The sequence below is a fragment of the Burkholderia sp. PR2 genome (assembly GCF_052372875.1).
Classification (GTDB): Bacteria; Pseudomonadota; Gammaproteobacteria; order Burkholderiales; family Burkholderiaceae; genus Burkholderia; species Burkholderia diffusa.
Map to the genome: position 1 here is coordinate 12,828 of NZ_JBQRWH010000004.1, position 16,749 is coordinate 29,576.

At 67.3% G+C, this 16,749-nt stretch carries 14 protein-coding genes; 5 read left to right on the forward strand and 9 right to left on the reverse strand.

What is annotated here, in order from left to right:
* Positions 1-161 precede the first annotated feature (161 nt).
* From egtB to ACT2FV_RS17215, 5 genes are all read left to right on the forward strand, one after another.
* Positions 162-1,391: an ergothioneine biosynthesis protein EgtB gene (egtB, locus tag ACT2FV_RS17195; protein ID WP_444504513.1), complete on the forward strand. Its 1,230-nt coding sequence runs from the start codon at positions 162-164 to the stop codon at positions 1,389-1,391.
* The gene (gene egtD / locus ACT2FV_RS17200) at positions 1,375-2,388 is read left to right on the forward strand and encodes an L-histidine N(alpha)-methyltransferase (protein WP_444504514.1); all 1,014 of its coding nucleotides are present in this window, start codon (positions 1,375-1,377) and stop codon (positions 2,386-2,388) included. The genes egtB and egtD overlap by 17 nt, the downstream gene beginning before the upstream one ends.
* 247 nt (positions 2,389-2,635) lie before the next feature.
* On the forward strand, positions 2,636-2,938 hold the full coding sequence (locus tag ACT2FV_RS17205) for a hypothetical protein (protein WP_059448027.1): 303 nt from the start codon (positions 2,636-2,638) through the stop codon (positions 2,936-2,938).
* A 56-nt stretch (positions 2,939-2,994) separates the two neighbouring features.
* A complete protein-coding gene (locus ACT2FV_RS17210; RefSeq protein ID WP_124627843.1) occupies positions 2,995-3,249 on the forward strand; it encodes a hypothetical protein in 255 nt (84 codons plus the stop codon).
* 224 nt (positions 3,250-3,473) lie between these two features.
* Complete coding sequence (locus ACT2FV_RS17215; RefSeq protein WP_059602214.1) at positions 3,474-3,842, forward strand: hypothetical protein; 369 nt, start codon at positions 3,474-3,476, stop codon at positions 3,840-3,842.
* A gap of 227 nt (positions 3,843-4,069) precedes the next feature.
* Here the strand turns inward: ACT2FV_RS17215 and ACT2FV_RS17220 are convergent, their stop codons facing one another.
* The 9 genes from ACT2FV_RS17220 to fliR all read right to left on the reverse strand — a co-directional run bounded on the left by ACT2FV_RS17220 (position 4,070) and on the right by fliR (position 16,742).
* Positions 4,070-7,105, reverse strand: a complete 3,036-nt coding sequence (locus ACT2FV_RS17220; RefSeq protein WP_444504515.1) for a type III restriction-modification system endonuclease — start codon at positions 7,103-7,105, stop codon at positions 4,070-4,072.
* Positions 7,105-9,123 carry a site-specific DNA-methyltransferase gene (locus tag ACT2FV_RS17225; RefSeq protein WP_444504516.1) on the reverse strand — a complete coding sequence of 673 codons (2,019 nt, stop codon included), beginning with the start codon at positions 9,121-9,123 and terminating at the stop codon, positions 7,105-7,107. The genes ACT2FV_RS17220 and ACT2FV_RS17225 overlap by 1 nt, the downstream gene beginning before the upstream one ends.
* A 332-nt stretch (positions 9,124-9,455) precedes the next feature.
* Positions 9,456-10,586: a porin gene (locus tag ACT2FV_RS17230; protein WP_151048958.1), complete on the reverse strand. Its 1,131-nt coding sequence runs from the start codon at positions 10,584-10,586 to the stop codon at positions 9,456-9,458.
* 271 nt (positions 10,587-10,857) lie between these two features.
* Positions 10,858-11,535 carry a response regulator gene (locus ACT2FV_RS17235; RefSeq protein WP_444504517.1) on the reverse strand — a complete coding sequence of 226 codons (678 nt, stop codon included), beginning with the start codon at positions 11,533-11,535 and terminating at the stop codon, positions 10,858-10,860.
* Positions 11,536-11,547: 12 nt separating this feature from the next.
* Positions 11,548-12,915, reverse strand: coding sequence for a sensor histidine kinase (locus tag ACT2FV_RS17240; RefSeq protein WP_444504518.1), 1,368 nt, complete (start codon positions 12,913-12,915; stop codon positions 11,548-11,550).
* 73 nt (positions 12,916-12,988) lie between these two features.
* Complete coding sequence (locus tag ACT2FV_RS17245; RefSeq protein WP_108064675.1) at positions 12,989-13,846, reverse strand: ABC transporter permease; 858 nt, start codon at positions 13,844-13,846, stop codon at positions 12,989-12,991.
* 24 nt (positions 13,847-13,870) lie between these two features.
* Positions 13,871-14,668: an ABC transporter ATP-binding protein gene (locus ACT2FV_RS17250; RefSeq protein WP_027788757.1), complete on the reverse strand. Its 798-nt coding sequence runs from the start codon at positions 14,666-14,668 to the stop codon at positions 13,871-13,873.
* A 121-nt stretch (positions 14,669-14,789) separates the two neighbouring features.
* On the reverse strand, positions 14,790-15,794 hold the full coding sequence (locus ACT2FV_RS17255; RefSeq protein WP_124627853.1) for an ABC transporter substrate-binding protein: 1,005 nt from the start codon (positions 15,792-15,794) through the stop codon (positions 14,790-14,792).
* Positions 15,795-15,959: 165 nt separating this feature from the next.
* Complete coding sequence (gene fliR, locus ACT2FV_RS17260) at positions 15,960-16,742, reverse strand: flagellar biosynthetic protein FliR (protein ID WP_174911618.1); 783 nt, start codon at positions 16,740-16,742, stop codon at positions 15,960-15,962.
* Between the last annotated feature and the right edge of the window lie 7 nt (positions 16,743-16,749).

The following is a 16,749-nucleotide window of genomic DNA, read 5'->3' on the forward strand; positions in this document are numbered from 1 at the left end:
CACGGGCAGATGATGTGACGCCGCACCAGCGGCCCGGCGCGCGCGCCGGCTGCCCGACATCGCAGCAATGAAGGTCGCACGCCAGCCGCGCGCATCCGAGCGCAAGGCTTTCCTTTTTCCGGCAACGCAACGCAGCGAATCGCGACGTGGACGGTAAACCGATGAGCCTCCTTGCATCCCAGCTTCAGCGCCGTTATCAGGACGTGCGCGCCCATAGTGTCGCGTTGACGGCGACGCTATCCGCCGAAGACCAGGCCGTGCAGTCGATGCCCGACGCGAGTCCGGTGAAATGGCATCTCGCGCATACGACCTGGTTCTTCGAAACCGTCGTACTGATGCGCCGCGTGGATGGCTACGCGCCATTCGACGACGCATTCCAGTTCCTCTTCAATTCCTATTACGAAGCGCTCGGCCCGCGCCATCCGCGGCCGCAGCGCGGGCTGCTCACGCGTCCGTCGCTCGACGAGGTGAGTGCGTACCGTCAGTACGTCGACGACGCGATGCTGCGCGCGCTCGACGGCGCCGATCCGACGATGCTCGCCACGATCGCGCCCGAGATCGAACTCGGCCTGCATCACGAACAGCAGCATCAGGAACTGATCGTCACGGACATGCTGCATGCGTTCTCGTGCAACCCGCTCAAGCCTGCGTTCCGGCCGCTCAATCGCGCCGATGGGCACGCGGCCCTGGCCGCGGGCGATGCCGGCCCGTTGCGCTGGCTGCATCAGCCGGGCGGGCTCGTCGAGATCGGCCACGACGGCGACGCGTTCTCGTTCGACAACGAACGGCCGCGCCATACGGCGCTCGTGCGTCCGTACGAGATCGCGAACCGTCTCGTGACGAATGCGGAATTCGCGGCTTTCGTCGCGGACGGCGGCTACGCCCGCCCTGAATACTGGCTGTCGGACGGCTGGGCGACGGTGCAGCGGGACGGCTGGCGAGGGCCCGCGTACTGGATTCCGGACGACGACGGTGGGCCGGAAGCCGTACACGCATGGCGCGCGTTCGGTCTGCACGGCGTGGAGACGCTCGCGCCCGATGCGCCCGTGTGTCACGTGAGCTTCTACGAAGCGGCCGCGTACGCGGAGTGGGCCGGCGCACGTCTGCCGACCGAATTCGAATGGGAAGCCGCATTCGGCGCGGATGGTATTCAGCAGATGCTCGGGCACGTGTGGCAGTGGACCCGTTCGTCCTACGAGCCGTATCCGGGCTTTCGGCCGCTCGCGGGAGTCGCCGCCGAATACAACGGCAAGTTCATGGTCGGCCAGCAGGTCCTGCGCGGCAGCAGCATCGCGACGCCGCCGGGGCACGAACGGCCGACGTACCGCAATTTCTTTCCGCCGGCCGCGCGCTGGCAATTCACGGGAGTGCGACTTGCGCGAGACGTCTGATCTGACGGCCACGAGCGGTGGCCTGCAACCCGCCCGCGATTCGCGGCCGAGCGCGTTCGAGCGCGACCTGATCGACGGACTGTCGCGCACGCCGCGCAGCATTTCGCCGAAATACTTCTACGATGCGGCCGGGTCGGCATTGTTCGACAGCATCTGCGAGCTGCCCGAGTACTACCCGACGCGTACGGAACTCGGCATCCTGCGCGATCGCGCGGCCGAGATCGTGCGGCGCGTCGGCCCGCATGCGGACATCGTCGAATTCGGCGCGGGCTCGCTCGAGAAGATCCGCGTGCTGCTCGACGCGTGTGCGGACAACTACGCGAACGCGCCGGCGCGCTACGTGCCGATCGACATCTCGGCCGACTACCTGCACGGCGCCGCGGCGCGGCTGCGTGACGCGTATCCGTGGCTCGACGTCGCGCCGATCGCGGCCGACTACACGAAGGCCGAGCAACTGGCCGAACTGACGGAGACGCCGCGCCGGCGCATCGGCTTCTTCCCCGGCTCGACGATCGGCAACTTCTCGCCGGAGGAAGCCGACGCGTTCCTGCGCGACGCCGCGCGGCTGTTGCGCGGCGGCGGCCTGCTGGTCGGCGTGGATCTCGTGAAGGACGAGCGCACGCTGCATCGCGCGTACAACGACGCGCAGGGCGTGACCGCGCGGTTCAACCTGAACCTGCTCGCCCGCGCGAACGCGGAACTCGGCGCGGACTTCGATCTCGACGCGTTTTCGCATTGCGCGTTCTACGACCGCGAACGGCAGCGCATCGAGATGCATCTCGTCAGCGATATCGCGCAAACGGTGCACGTGCGCGGCCACGCGTTCCGCTTCGAGGCGGGCGAGCACATCCACACCGAGAACTCGCACAAGTTCACAATCGGCGGCTTCCATGCGATCGCGCGCCGTGCGGGCTTCGAGCCCGACACCGTGTGGACCGACGCGGATAGCCTGTTCAGCGTGCACTGGCTGCGCAGCGTCGACGATATCCGCGCGTAACTTCGTTCGATTCGCGTGCGGCGAGCGGCGCCGGCGCGTTTTCCGGCAAAAATTCCCACCTTTACCGATTCGATGCGCCGTTGCAACGGCGTGTCGAATCGCCCGCCACCCCTGTCCTGCAACGCTTTGCGCCCCGCCGTAAACGTCCGTTACCGGTCTCGCAGACCGGTTTCACCTGTGTCGGCGCCCGATGCCTAGACTCCGAACCGTAGTCACATGACGCACGACACGTGCAGGGAGTCGCGAAATGAGCAAGAAACTTATCCTCGGTGCAGTTCTCGGTGTAGCGGCGCTGGCAGCTTCGGGCGTCGCATCGGCCCACGTCGACCTGTCGGTCGGGATCGGTGTGCCAGGCGTCTATGCGGCGCCCGAGCCGGTCTACGTCGCGCCGCCGCCGCCGGTGATGTACGCGCCGGTGGGCTATCGCGACGACGACTGGCGTGCGCGTCAATGGCGTGAACACGAGTGGCGTCGCCGTGAATGGCGCGAGCACGAGTGGCGCGAGCGCGCCTGGCGTGACGGCGACGGCTGGCGCGGCCGCTGGAACTGAACCGGGCGGCCGGCTCACGAGAATACTGATCACGACGACAAGAGGAGAGTGATCGCATGATGCCCATTCGACACATCAGGTCGTGCGCAGCGGCCGCCGTCGTTGCGCTCGCAACGATCGGCAGCGCGCACGCGGCAGGCTGCATGAAGGGCGCGGTGGTGGGCGGCGTCGCCGGCCACTACGCGGGACATCACGCCGTGGTCGGTGCGGTCGGCGGCTGTATCGTCGGCCACCACATGGCGAAGAAGCACGAGCAGGAGATGGCGGCGCAGCGCAAGGCCGCCGCGCAGGGCGTGCAGCCGGCGCAGTAAGCGCGCTCACCGGCGGAAACGGCGCGACAGCGCCGTTCCCGCCTTTCATCTTGCTTCGTCCGACGACGGCCGGCCGCGCATTCCGCGCACGCATCCGGCATGTCGCACATTGATCCGACGAATGCGCATCACGCGCACCGTTACGATCATTTACAACGTCGAGTCGCGCGGAAATCGCGTGTTCCTAGAATGCAATCATCCGAACACGCTCCAGGGAGCAAACAATGAAAACGCAACGATATCTGTCCGTACTGGCCGCCGCGCTCCTCGCACTCGGTGCCGTTTCCGCGAATGCCGCGGCCGGTGGCAACGGTGGGGGCAACGGCGGTGGTCATGGCGCTGGCGGCATGGGCGGCAACGCCGGCGGCATGTCCGGCGGCCATATGAGCGGCGAAGCGCTGAGCAACTCGAACGGCTTCCGCTCGGGCGACCGCGACAAGGGCCTCGCGCGTGCAGCCGACCGCTCCGACACGATCGCCGATCGTGCAGGCACGCAGCCGGGCCACGGTCATGGGCACACGCACGGCCATACCGCGCATGCGTCGACGTCCACGCATCACGCACATCGCAACGCGTTCGGCCGCACGCTGTAACTGCGGCGCACGCATGTTGAGGAAGGGCGCTTCGGCGCCCTTTTTTCATGGCGGTGGCGAAACGGAGGTGTCGCGCGCCGGCGTCGCATCGACCCCGATTTGCAACCACCCGTAACGACGCGCACGAACCCGCGAGGATACGAATCGCTTTCATTCGGATGACAAACGGATTCGCCGTAACCGGATCGATGAAATGAAAAAAGGGCGGCTCGTCGCCGCCCTTCGTTTCAGCGTCCCGCGCCCGCCAGGGGCGCGACGGCTGCAACCGGCTCGAACAACGCATCGGCCTGCCTGACGCGCACGAACCGCGCGGCCTCTCCGCCGTCCACCAGCGCACGGAAATGCGCCTCGCCGCACACGAGCTTCGCGCGCTCGTGCTCGCTCGTCACGTCGCCGTCGGCATTCGGCGTATCGACGACGAAATACAGCCGCTCGCCGCCGTCCTGCTCCGCGAGCACCGCCCAGTCCGGGTGATAGCTGCCGAGCGGTGTCGGCACGCGGAACCACGCGGGCAGTTTCGCGTACAGCTTCACGCCGTCGTGCGCTTCGAGCGCATCGGCGAATGCACGCTCCGCGTCGGTCTCGCACACGACGGCCTCGTGGATCGACTTGCGCGCATCGGGCCGCAGGTTGCGCAGGTAGCCGGTCAGCGCCTCGCTCTCGAACGACTCGAGCGCATGCACGTGGCGCTCGCCAAGCTTGCGGTACGCGATGCCCGCAACCAGCGCGAGCCGCTTGCAGCGGTTGATCGCATCGGCTGCCAGCGCGATGAACTGCTGCGGATTCACGCGGAAGTCGTCGAGCCGGCCGCTGTCGGCCAGAATCGTCGCGAGAGAGCGGCGCGTGAGCTGCGTGCGGTCCTGCAGTTCGGTGAGCAGGTCGGGAAGCGGCAACTCGCCTTCGTCGATCAGCACCGTGCCGGCGCCCGCCACCTCGATCGCTTCGATGCCGGCCTTGCCGATATCGATCTCGGCCTTGCGCCACTGCAGCCGTGCGCGCGCGATGTCCGGCGCGTCGCGCAGCGCGGCCGTGCAATCGCGCACGAGCTTCGCGTTGTCGAACTCGACGCTGTACACGGTGCGATGGCGGATGCGGTCCCACAACGCCCGGAAGTCGTCGCCGAACACGACGGCCTTGCCCGACGCATCGCGCCGCAACGCGATCGCGCGACGCTCGTCCGCATTGCGCACCGCGAAGCGGCCCGACAGCTTGCGCAGCGTCGCGACGATCGGCGCGCGCAGCGACTCGAACGCGTCGGGCAGCACGAGCGCGCTCTGGCGCAGCGCATCCTTCAGCCGGTCGAGCACCTTGCCCTGCGCGTCGACGTAGCCCTGCTCATGCAGATGCGTCCACAGCGCGCGCGACAGCTCGATGCCGAGCGCGTGCGCGGGCCCGTCGCCTTCCTGCACCGGCAGTGCCGCGAACTGGTGTTCCTCGACGATCCCGAAACGAATGCCCGTATCGGCCTCGATTTCCTTCTGCAGGTTCTCCGCGAACGACTCGTAGCGCTCGGTCGCGATCACGGTGAGCGTGTTCACGCCCGGGTCGCGCACGCGTTCGCCGTCCTGGTCGACCGCGAGGCGCAGCCCGCGGCCGAGCGTCTGGCGCCGCTCGCGTTCGGTCTGGATGTCGCGCAGCGTGCAGATCTGGAACACGTTCGGGTTGTCCCAGCCTTCCTTCAGCGCCGAGTGCGAGAAGATGAACTTCAGCGGCGTGTCGAACGACAGCAGCGCTTCCTTCTCGCGCATGATGAGGCCGTATGCGCGCTCCGCGTTCTCGCGCGCCGCGGCGCTGCTTTCGCTCGTGTCGGTCCAGCCGCCCTTGCGGTCGATCGAGAAGTAACCGTTGTGCGCGCGCTCGACTTCGAGCGCGACGTCGACGCCGTCGAACAGCGCACGGTAGGCCGGCACGCGCGCCGCGCGCGCATATTCCTCTTCGAAGATCAGCGCGTAGTCGCCCTTCACGGGCATCCCGTTCTCGTCGTAGCGGCGATAGCGCTCGACCGAATCGACGAAGAACAGCGACAGCACCTTCACACCACGCTCGGCCAGACGCAATTCCTTGTCGAGGTGCTCGCGGATCGTGCGGCGGATCATCTCGCGCTGCACGGCGAGCGTGTCGATGTCGCCGAACGCCTCGCCGAGCGACAGGAACGCCTCGCCTTCCGGATGGCGCAGCTCGACGTATTCGGCACCCTTCACCGCATGCACTTCGCCGATCCGCAGCCCCGCGTACAGCGCGCGCTTGGTCAGGCGTTCAAGATCGTCGCCGTCGGTCGCCGACACGATCTGGCGCTTCACGCCGGCCGCGGTCGCGACGTCGAGCTCGATGCGCGCGCTGATCGCGCCGCGCCGGTTCGACACGCTGACAAGCCGCACGTACGGCTTGTTGTGCGCGTCCTCGACGATCGCCGACGCGATCTCGATCTGCTTGACGAGCTTGCGCTCGTACGCGTCGACCGCGTCGAGCCGGTACACCATGTGGTGGCGGTCGACGTGCGTCGCCGAATAACGCAGCGTGCAGAGCGGCGCCATCGCGGCGAGCGCTTCGCGCCCGCGCCCCTCGAGCCCGCCGTCGACGCTTTGCGGCTCGTCGACGATCACGATCGGCCGCGTCGCGCGGATGAGGTCGATCGGCTTCTCGCCGCCGGTCTTCTCGCTGTCCTTGTAGAGGTTGTTGATCTCTTTCTTGTTGATCGCGGCGACCGTCATCACCATGATCTGGATCGCCGCGCTCGCCGCGAAGTGGCGCACCTGGCCGAGCTTCGCGGAGTCGTACAGGAAGTAGTCGTACGGCACGCCCGCGTACAGCGCGCGGAAATGGTCCTCGGTGATCGAAAGCGTCTTGTGCACGCCTTCCTTGATCGCGATCGACGGCACGACGATCACGAACTTCGTGAAGCCGTAGCGGCGGTTCAGCTCGAAGATCGTGCGCAGGTACACGTAGGTCTTGCCGGTGCCGGTCTCCATCTCGACGGTGAAGTCGCGTGAGCCGGGCAAGCCGGACGGCGGCAGCCCGCCGCGCAGCTGCACGTCGGCGAGATTGCGTGCGAGCGCGTCGTCGGTCAGCGACAGCCGGTTGCCGACGCCTTGCTCGGACACCGCGAAGCCGAGCGAGCCTTGAGCCGCGGCCGTGGTGCCGGGCGCGGCGTTCGCGAGCACGCTGAAGTCGCCGCGATACGATTCCTGGCCGCGAAACAGGTCGCAGACGGCGTCGATCGCCTCGCGCTGGTAGTCGAGATCCGCTTCGAAATGCAGCCGCATCACAGGCTCCGCACGCGCTTCACGCCATGCTGTTCGAGCAGCGCGGCGAGATTGAGCTTCGCGACGTCGTCGACGAAGCCGCTGTCGCGGAACAGGCACGTGACATCGCGCGTCGCGCCGGTCGCGTCGAGCAGTTCGACGATGCCGTCGGCGAGCGGGCCCGCGTCGTCGCGCGAAATGCGCGCATCGAAGCACGCGACGATCGAGCGGCCGATCACGTGCACGGTCTTGCCTGCGACCTGGTGATGCTCGACCGGCGTGCACAGGTCGAGGCCGAGCTTCAGCGTCAGCTCGGCGAGCAGGTCGTCCTCGCTGCGGCCGGTCTTCACGTGCTCGACGGACGCGAAGAGCGCATGGTCGAAGTCGTCGCGGCGCGGATCCCACTCGATCACGTTGGTCGTGTCGAGCCGGTACACGCGAAAGCCCAGGTCGCCATAGCTTTCCGGATAGTCGCGCGCCACTTGCTGGGCCGCGCGGCGCAGGCGCTCCTTCGTGATTTCGGCGAGCGTCGGCGGCTTCTTCAGCTTCGCGCAGAAATCGGCGGCCGCCAGCTGCGTCTTGTCGCGGCGGTCGAGCGCCTCGGGCAGTTGCACGAGGATGTAGCGGCGTGCGCCGCCGTCGGTCGCGTTCACCTGCATCACCGCGTGGCCGGTCGAGCCGGAGCCGGCGAAGCAGTCGAGCACGATATCGTCGCCGCGCGTGCACCAGCCGATCACGGCCGCCGCGAAATCGACCGGCTTCGGCTGGTCGAACGGGATGCCGAGCGTCTTCAGCAGCGCGTCGTCGGAGCCGGCGAACGGCAGCACCGACGGCACGTTCTCGTACATGTTCTCGTCGAGGTAGTAGATCCGCTGCGGCTGCGTGGTTTCATCCGGACCGAATTCGATCTGGCCACGCTCGATCAGCGCCTGCATCGTCGCGGGCGGGTTGCGCCAGCCGCGCGCCGGCATCGCGCACGGCTTGCCGGTGACCGGGTGGATCAGCGGCGTGAAATACTCTTCCGGCGCCTTCTTCTTGTTCGGCCATGCCATCGACACGAGGCGGTACACGCGCCCGTCGGCCGACAGCCGGTCGTACATCACCTCGCCGCCCGACAGGTTGGTCTGCGCCTTCATCCATGCGCGGTAGGCCTTTTGCGCATCCTTCACGTTGCCGCTGCGGTACACCGCGTCGTGCGCGGCATCCAGCATGCGCTGCGCGTTGCGCTTCGGGCGCCTCAGCGGCGCCTGCTCGAGCAGCGTCTCCGCGTTGCGCGCGAACAGCACCAGCGATTCGTGCTGGTACGCCACGCCGCGCGCATCGCCCTTCGGGTTGCGCTTGTCCCACACGGCGACGCCGAGCTCGTTCTCCTCGCCGAAGATCTCGCGCAGCATCAGCACGAGCGCATGCACTTCATGCTCGTCGATGTGCACGGCGATCAGCCCTTCGTCGGACAGCAGCGCGTGCGCGAGCTTCAGGCGCGGGTACATCATGTTCAGCCAGTCGGTGTGGAACCGGCCGTTCGCCTCGGTGTTGGTGCTGCGCTTCACGCCTCCTTCGGTCTGGCCCGTCATCGCCAGGTAGTGGCGGATGCTGTCGCTGAAGTCGTCCGGATAGACGAAATCGCTGCCGGTGTTGTACGGCGGGTCGATGTAGACGAGCTTCACCTTGCCCGCGTAGCTCTTGTGCAGCAGCTTCATCACGTCGAGGTTGTCGCCCTCGATCACGAGATGGCGCGTGTCGTCCCACGCGACGCTGTCGCCGGGGCACGGACGCAGCGTGCCCGTCGACGGCGTGAGCGCGGCCTGGCGCGCGCTGCGCTTGCCGTGCCAGTGGAAGCCGTAGCGCTCGTCGGCGTCGCCGACGGTGCGCTCGCCGACCAGCGCCTTCAGCGCGTCGACGTCGACCGACGCGCCGTCCGGGCCTTCGGTCACGAGTTCGGGGAACAGCGCCTTCAGGCGCGCGACGTTGTCGGCGGTGAAATCCGTCGACATCGCCTGCGGGCTCGCCGCATCGAGTTTCTGCATCGTTTTTTCCATCGGAGCCCGGCCGTGTGCGCCAGGACGTCGGGCGCACTCACGGCACCGGCGGCAATGGCCACCCGGGCAAACCCGAAACGCTAGCGAGTCGGTCGGCGCAGGTCAAGCACCGATGTGAGGCGATCGTGCGGGCATCGGCCGCGATCGCCCGTCCGACGGGCCGCAAGCGGCTTCGGGCCGGGTTGTCGCGGCGCCGCGCACATGGGGCTTCCGGGATACCCCGCACCGGCCGAAAACGACGAAAAAAGGGCACGTTCAGCGCAATGCGCCGGCGTGCCCGCATGGAGAATCCCGAACGAAGGGTACGGCCGGGGCGCGCCCCGGCCGCGGGGTCAGAAACGCGTGCGGATGCCCGAGGTCAGTTCGAGCTGGTTCTTCGCGCCGAACGTCGACGACACCGTGTAGCCGCCATGCAGCTTCATGTAGTCGCCGGCCAGGTACAGCTCGGTGCGCTTGCTCAGGTGATAGAACACCGACCCGTAGATCGTCTCCTTGAAGCCGTTGCCGACGCCGTTCGTCAGGCTGAACGCACCGAGGTTCGCGTTCGGCACGAAGCCGTCCGAGTTGTACGCGGCGTTCTTGACGCGCATCTGCTGGTAGCCGAGCTCGTAATCGAGCGGGCCCTTCGGCGCGATCTTCATCGACACGGTCCACGAATCGTCGTGCCGCTGGCCGAGCGAGCCTTGGTCGCCGTTGTAGCGGAAGTAGCCGGCATTCAGGCGCACGATGCTGAACGCGTAGTTGCCGCCGACGGAGAACGTCTGGTTCGTGAAGCCGCCGTGATTCACGTGGTTGTAGAAGCCCGACACGGCGAACGGCCCACCGTTGTAGCCGAGCGCGACCTGGTACGCGGAGCCGGTCGCGAACGCGGTCGAGTTGCTGAACTGGTAGCCGGCGCTCGCGAAGATGCCGTTGCTGAACAGCTTCTTCCACGCAAGGCCGTTGTTGTAGCGCGTGCCGGTCGGGCCGGCCGCGTAGAAGATCATCTGCTTGAAGTTGTTCGAGTTGGTCCAGCCGCCTTCCTCGGTCGTGAGCTTCGCGGAACCGTACGCGTCGCCGTAGATCGCCGATGCGTCGCGTGCGATCGTGTTCTGGAAGCCGGCCGTCAGCTTGCCGAAGCGCTCGTCCTCGACGCCGACCCACGCGTCGCGGTCGAAGATCTGGCCTTCGTCTTCCATCTGGCCGTTCGCGACCACGTATTCGCTTTCGAGGCGGAAGATGATCTTCGTGCCGCCGCCGATGTCCTCGGCGCCTCGCAGGCCCCAGCGGCTGCCGCTGAACCACGGTTCGCCTTCGTTGCCCATGCCGATCACGTGATTGCCGTTCGCGTCGGCGTGGGTACGATAGGTCGGAAAGCTCAGGTCCATCAGGCCGTAGAGCTGCACGCTCGATTGCGCGTGCGCCTGGGTGCCGGCGCACAGGCCTGCCGCCGCGATGGAAAGGGCAAGGGTTTTTCGTTTCAAGATCGTCTCCTCCGAGCTGCCGCATTGAAATCTGTTCGTTGGCAGTACGTAATGTATGCCGGTTGTTGCCGGCCACAGCGAGGGGGCCGGCGTGTAGCATCGTAGAGGGTGCAATCCTTCACGCCGCTTTCCCGGAGGAAAGAATCGGATCGGTGAAAACACCGAACGCGCAATAATCGTGAATCGGGCAGGCGGGCGAACGCGAGCCTGGCCGGCAGCCAGCGGCTGCCGACACGTTACGTGCTACGAATCGAACCTGGAGGCAGGCCCGTCAGTCCTGCGCGTTCTTCTCGCGCAGGATGTAGCCGAGCCCGCGCAGCGTGATGATCTCGGCCGAGCTGCCCGCGAGATGCTTGCGCAGCCGGTGGATGTAGATGTCGATCGCATCCGCGCTCGGTTCGTCGTCGAGCGCGAACACGCTGTCCATCAGCCGCACCTTCGACACCGTCTTGTTCTGCTGCAGCATCAGCGTCTCGAGAATCGCATGCTCGCGGCGACGCAGCGCGAGCACCGCGCCCCCGCAACGGAATTCGCGCGTGCCGAACGCGTAGACGAGATCGCCGCACACAAGCTGCGTCGTGCCGACGCCCGCCTGCCGGCGGATCAGCGCGCGGATCCGCGCGACCAGCTCGCGCGACTCGAACGGCTTGACCACGTAGTCGTCGGCGCCCGCGCCGAAGCAGTCGACCTTGTCGTCGACCGAGCCGTGCGCGGTCAGCATCAGCACCGGCACGTTGTCGTTGCGGCGCCGCAATCGCGCGAGCACTTCCTTGCCGCTGATGCCCGGCAGCCGCATGTCGAGCAGCACCGCGTCGTAGCGTTCGGTCTTCAATACCGTGTCCGCGCGTTCGCCGTCGCCGACGCAGTCGACCGCGAAATCCTCGCCGCGCAGCAGGTTCACGATCCAGTGCGCGAGTTCGGCGTTGTCTTCGACCAGCAGGAGTTTCATGGCGACTTCTCTTCAGGCGTATGCGGGCAGCCGCACGGTCACGACGATACCGCGATTGCCGGGCCCCGGCGCGAGCGACGCGCTGCCGCCATGCGCCTGCGCGATCTCGCGGACGATCGCGAGGCCCAGGCCCGAGCCTTCGGTGTCGGCCGACACGCGGTAGAACCGCTTGAACACGTGGGGTCGCGCTTCGGCCGGAATGCCGGGGCCGTTGTCGACCACGTCGAGCACGACGGCGTCGCCGTCGCGCCGCGCGGCGACCGTCACGCAGCCGCCCGGTTGCGTATAGCGCACCGCGTTGTCGACGAGGTTCATCACCAGCGCGGTCAGCAGGCTGTCGCTGCCCGCGACGTCGAGCCGCTCGCCGAGATCGGCGCCGAGATCGATGTCGCGCTGCTGCGCGAGCACGATCGTTTCCTCCAGCACGCTCGACACGACGGCGGCGAGATCGACGCGATGCGTGAGCAGCGTCGACGGCGTCGCTTCCGCGTGCGCGAGCAGCAGCAGCTTGTCGGTCACGTCGGCCATCTTGCGGCTGCTGCGCTGCATGCTGTCGAGCACCGACGCGAGCTCCACATCATTGTGCTCGCGCTGCTGCGCGTACTGGATTTGCGTGTCGAGCACGGCGATCGGCGTACGCAGCTGGTGCGCGGCATCGGCGATGAAGCGGCGCTGCGTGGCCGTATGCGTATTGAGCCGCGCGATGCACTGGTTGATCGCATCGACGATCGGCCGCAGCTCGTGCTGCAGCCGCTCCGGGCGAATCGGCTCCAGTTCCATCGGCCCGCGGTCGGCGACGTCGTCCTTCAGCTTCATCAGCGGGCGCAGCTCGAGCGTGAGGCCCAGATAGACGAGCACGACCGCGAGCACCAGCATCAGCGACAGGCGCACGAGTTGCGGCCGCCAGATCGTCGCGATCATCGCGTCGTACGAGCGCGTCGTCTTCGCGACGACCACCGTGACCGTCTCGATCTTGCCCTCGTTGTACAGCTGGCGGTCGTAGACCACCGCGCGCAGCGGCACGCCGTCGAGCGCCGTGCCGTACAGCGTCGGCTCGATGCCGTGCCGTTCGGGCAGGGCGAGCGCCGGATTGCCGGCGAGCAGGCGCTCGCGGCTGTCGACCACCTTGTAGTAGACCGAATCGGCCGACGGCGACTCGAAGATCTCCAGCGCGGCGGGCGGCACGTCGGCCGCGAGGTAGCCGTCGCGCCATTCGACGTCCTCGCCGATCGTGCGCGCGGACGCGACGAGCGCGCTGTCCTGCACGAGCCCGGCTGTGGTCCGCGCGGTGTCGTACGACATCGCGCCCGCGATCAGCACGAACACCGCGAGCGGCAGCAGCAGCCACCACAAGAGCCGCCCGCGCAGGCTGTGCGCCATTCCTTCTCCTCAATGCAGAACCGCGCCGGGGCAACCGGCGCGGTTCTGGCGTGTCATCCGATGCGTGCGCTGCTCAGAACGCGGCGGGGCGCCACTTGAGCAAGCGCTTCTCGAGCCAGGTCAGCAGGTAGTCGGCGGCCAGCGCGACCACGGCCAGCACGATCATCGCCGCGAACACGCCGCTCGCGTTGAACGCGCCCTGGGCGGTGGAGATTAGCAGGCCGATGCCCTGCTTGGAACCCAGGAATTCGCCGACGACCGCACCGACCAGCGCGAATCCGAAGCTCACGTGCAGGCTTGCGAGAATCCACGAGAGCGCGGACGGGATCACGACCGACGTGGTGATCTGCCGGCGCGACGCGCCGAGGATCTGCGCGTTCGCGATCAGGTAGCGGTCGGCTTCGCGCACGCCCTGGAACGCGTTGCCGAACACGACGAAGAACACCATCACGACGGCCAGTGCGATCTTCGACGCCATCCCGAGGCCGAGCGCGATCACGAAGATCGAGCCGAGCACGACGCGCGGAATCGAGTTCGCGATCTGGATGTAGAGGCCGAACACGTCGGCCATCAGCTTGTTGCGGCCGAGCACGATCCCGCAGATCACGCCGGCGACCGAACCGATCACGAAGCCGATGCCGGTTTCCTCGAGCGTAACCCATACCTGCGTGAGCAGCGGCCCCTGCGACGTGCCGTTCGCGAACCAGTCCTGGAGCTGCGCGAAGATCAGCGTCGGCTGCGAGAAGAAGAACGGATCGATCCACTTGAGCCGCGCGGCGAGTTCCCAGCCGCCCAGCACGAGCACGAGCACGGCGATCCGCAGGCCGATGATCAGTTGCCGGCGGCGACGTAGCCGGGTTTGAGCGGCGCGCGACTCGTCCTCGAGCGACGTTGCCGGAATGGCGGTGGGGGGAAGCGTCATGTCGGTCATGCTCCTGTCCTGTCCTTGCTGCTGTCAGCCGATCTGCACTTCTTCGCGCAGGTCGTGCCAGATGTCCTTGGAAATTTCGATGAAGCGCGTGTCGTAGCGAATCTCCGACGTGACGCGCGGGCGCGGCAGGTCGATCTCATACACGCGCTTGAGCGTCGCGGGGCGCGCGGTCAGCACGAACACGCGGTCGGCAAGCGCGATCGCCTCCTCGAGGTCGTGCGTGACGAACACGACCGAGCCCTTGTTCGCGGACCACAACTGCAGAAGTTCATCCTGCATCAGCGTGCGCGTCTGCATGTCGAGCGCGGAGAACGGCTCGTCCATCAGCAGGATTTCCGGCTGGTTGATGAAGGTCTGCGCGAGCGCGACGCGCTTGCGCATCCCGCCGGAGAGCTGATGCGGATAGTGTTTCGTGAACTTGTCGAGGCCGACCTTGCGGATCCATTCCTCGGCCTGCGCGTACGCAACGTCCTTCGAGCGGCCGCGAAACAGCGGGCCCGCGGCGACGTTGTCGATCACGTTGCGCCACGGGAACACGGCGTCGGCCTGGAACACGAAGCCGATGCGCGGGTCGATCCCGTCGACCGGGCGGCCCATCACGCGCACCTCGCCCGACGCCGGCTTGAGCAGGCCGGTGATCAGGTTCAGCGTGGTCGACTTGCCGCAGCCGGTCGGCCCGACGATCGCGATGAACTCGCCGCGTGCGACGCTCATGCTGAAGTCGCGCAACGCGACGGTGGCCTTGCCTTCCGGCGAAATGAAGCGGCACGACACATTGCGAAACTCGATCGCCGGTGTGCTCGGGGAAACTGCCTGATTCATCGCATTCGTCCTGCGGGTGAGGAGGGCGCCGCATCGTGGCGACGCCGGGCCGGTCAGCCGGGCCGGAACGGGGAACGCGCAACGGCGGGATCGCCGCCGCCGGCGCCTGTGCCGATATCGATTACTTCGCGTTCACGAAATCATTGGTGTAGGTGCGCGCCAGGTCGATGTGCTTGCCCTTCACCGACGGGTTGAATGCCGAGAGCACCTTCAGCACGGTCGCCGGGCCGTCGGCCGGCATCTTCGCGTCGGCCGTGTACATCGGCAGCGACGCCTTCAGCGCGGACACGTACAGCGCCTTGTCCTTCTGGTAGTCGGCCGGCATCTTTGCGGCGATCTCCTCCGCGCTGTGCGTGTGGATGAACTGCATCGTCTTCGCGAATGCGTGCGCGAGCTTGGTGGCCTCGGCCTTGTGCGAATCGGCCCACGCCGACTGCACGTACAGGCTCGCGGCCGGATAGGTGCCGCCGAGCGCGGCGCGCGTGCCGTCGACGGTGCGCATGTCGACGAGCACCTTCGCGTCGCCCATCTTCTCGAGCGCGGACACCGTCGGCTCGGTCGTCATCCCGGCGTCGATGCGGCCCTGCTTGATCGCGGCGATGAAGCTCGCGTCGGCGCCCACCGGCAGCATCGTGTACTGCGTCGACGGCACGCCGTGCGCGAGCGCGAGGTATTGCGTGAGGAAGCTCGTCGACGAGCCGAGGCCGGTCACGCCGAGCGTCTTGCCTTTCGCGTCGGCCATCGACTTGAAGGTGGGGGCGGCCTTGGTCGACACCATCTCGACCTCGCCCGGCACCTGGCCGAACACGGCGATCGCCTTCACTTCCTTGCCTTTGCTCTGCAGGTCGATCGTATGGTCGTAGAAGCCGACGACGCCCTGCACGGCGCCCGCCAGCAGTTCGTTCTCGGCATCGACGCCGGCCGGTTGCGACAGCAGTTCGACGTCGAGCCCTTCGGCCTTGAAGTTGCCGAGCTCCTGCGTGAGCCGCGCGGGCAGGTAGATCAGCTTCGCGATCCCGCCGACCATGATCGTGATCTTGCCGCCGTCGTCGGCGAAAGCGGGATGAGCGGCGAGCGCGCAGCTCAGGCTGGCTGCAACGGCGAGGGTGCGGAGGATGGGTCGCATCGGGGTCGTCTCCTTCGTTGTGTTCGTATGGCGCGATGCTTGCTGCATCGTCATGACGAGTATAGGGAGGCGAAACCTTCCGCAACCTTTCGTGAGCTGGCGATTCCTTTAGGGGTTTTCCAGCAACGAAGGGCCGGAACAGGCGGGAAACGGGGCGGGACGCGCTCAGCGCCAGCCGAGCAATACCCGCCCCATCGCATCGAGCCCCATGTCGAACAGGTGCGACACGAACGGCACGAGGTTCGGGATCATCAGTTGCACGAGCAACAGCCCGACCAGCATCGTGACCGGAAAGCCGATCTGGAAGATGCCGATCTGCGGCGCCGCGCGGTTCAGGATCCCGAGCGCGAGGTTCGCGATCAGGAGCGCCGCGACCACCGGCAGCGCAAGCAGCAGCCCCATCTCGAACACGGTCGCGCCGAATGCGGCGACCGTGCGCCAGCCGGGCGCGTGCAGCAGGTCGGCCGACACCGGCAGCGACTGGAACGATGCGGCCAGCGCCGCGAACACCTGCAGGTGGCCGTCCACGGCAAGGAACGCGAGCATCGCGATCGCGTTCAGGAAACGGCCCATCGCCGGCGTCGCGCCGTTCGAATGCGGGTCGAAGAAGGTCGCGAAACCGAGTCCCATCGACAGGCCGATGAAGTCGCCGGCCGCCTCGACGGCCGCGAACACGATCTGCATCGTGAAGCCCATCGCCACGCCGATCAGGAACTGCGTGACGACGATCCAGATGCCCTGCGCGGAGAACACGGTGACGGCCGGCATCGCGCCGAGGGTCGGCGCGACGACCAGCGCCATGAACGCGGCGAGGCCGATCTTCACGCGCACGGGCACCGCCGCGTGGCCGACCATGGGCGCCGTCGCGACGAGCGCGAGCATCCGCACGAACGGCCACAGGAAAGCCGTCAGCCATCCGTTGAGCTGCGCGTAGGTGACCGAGAACATCGCGGAG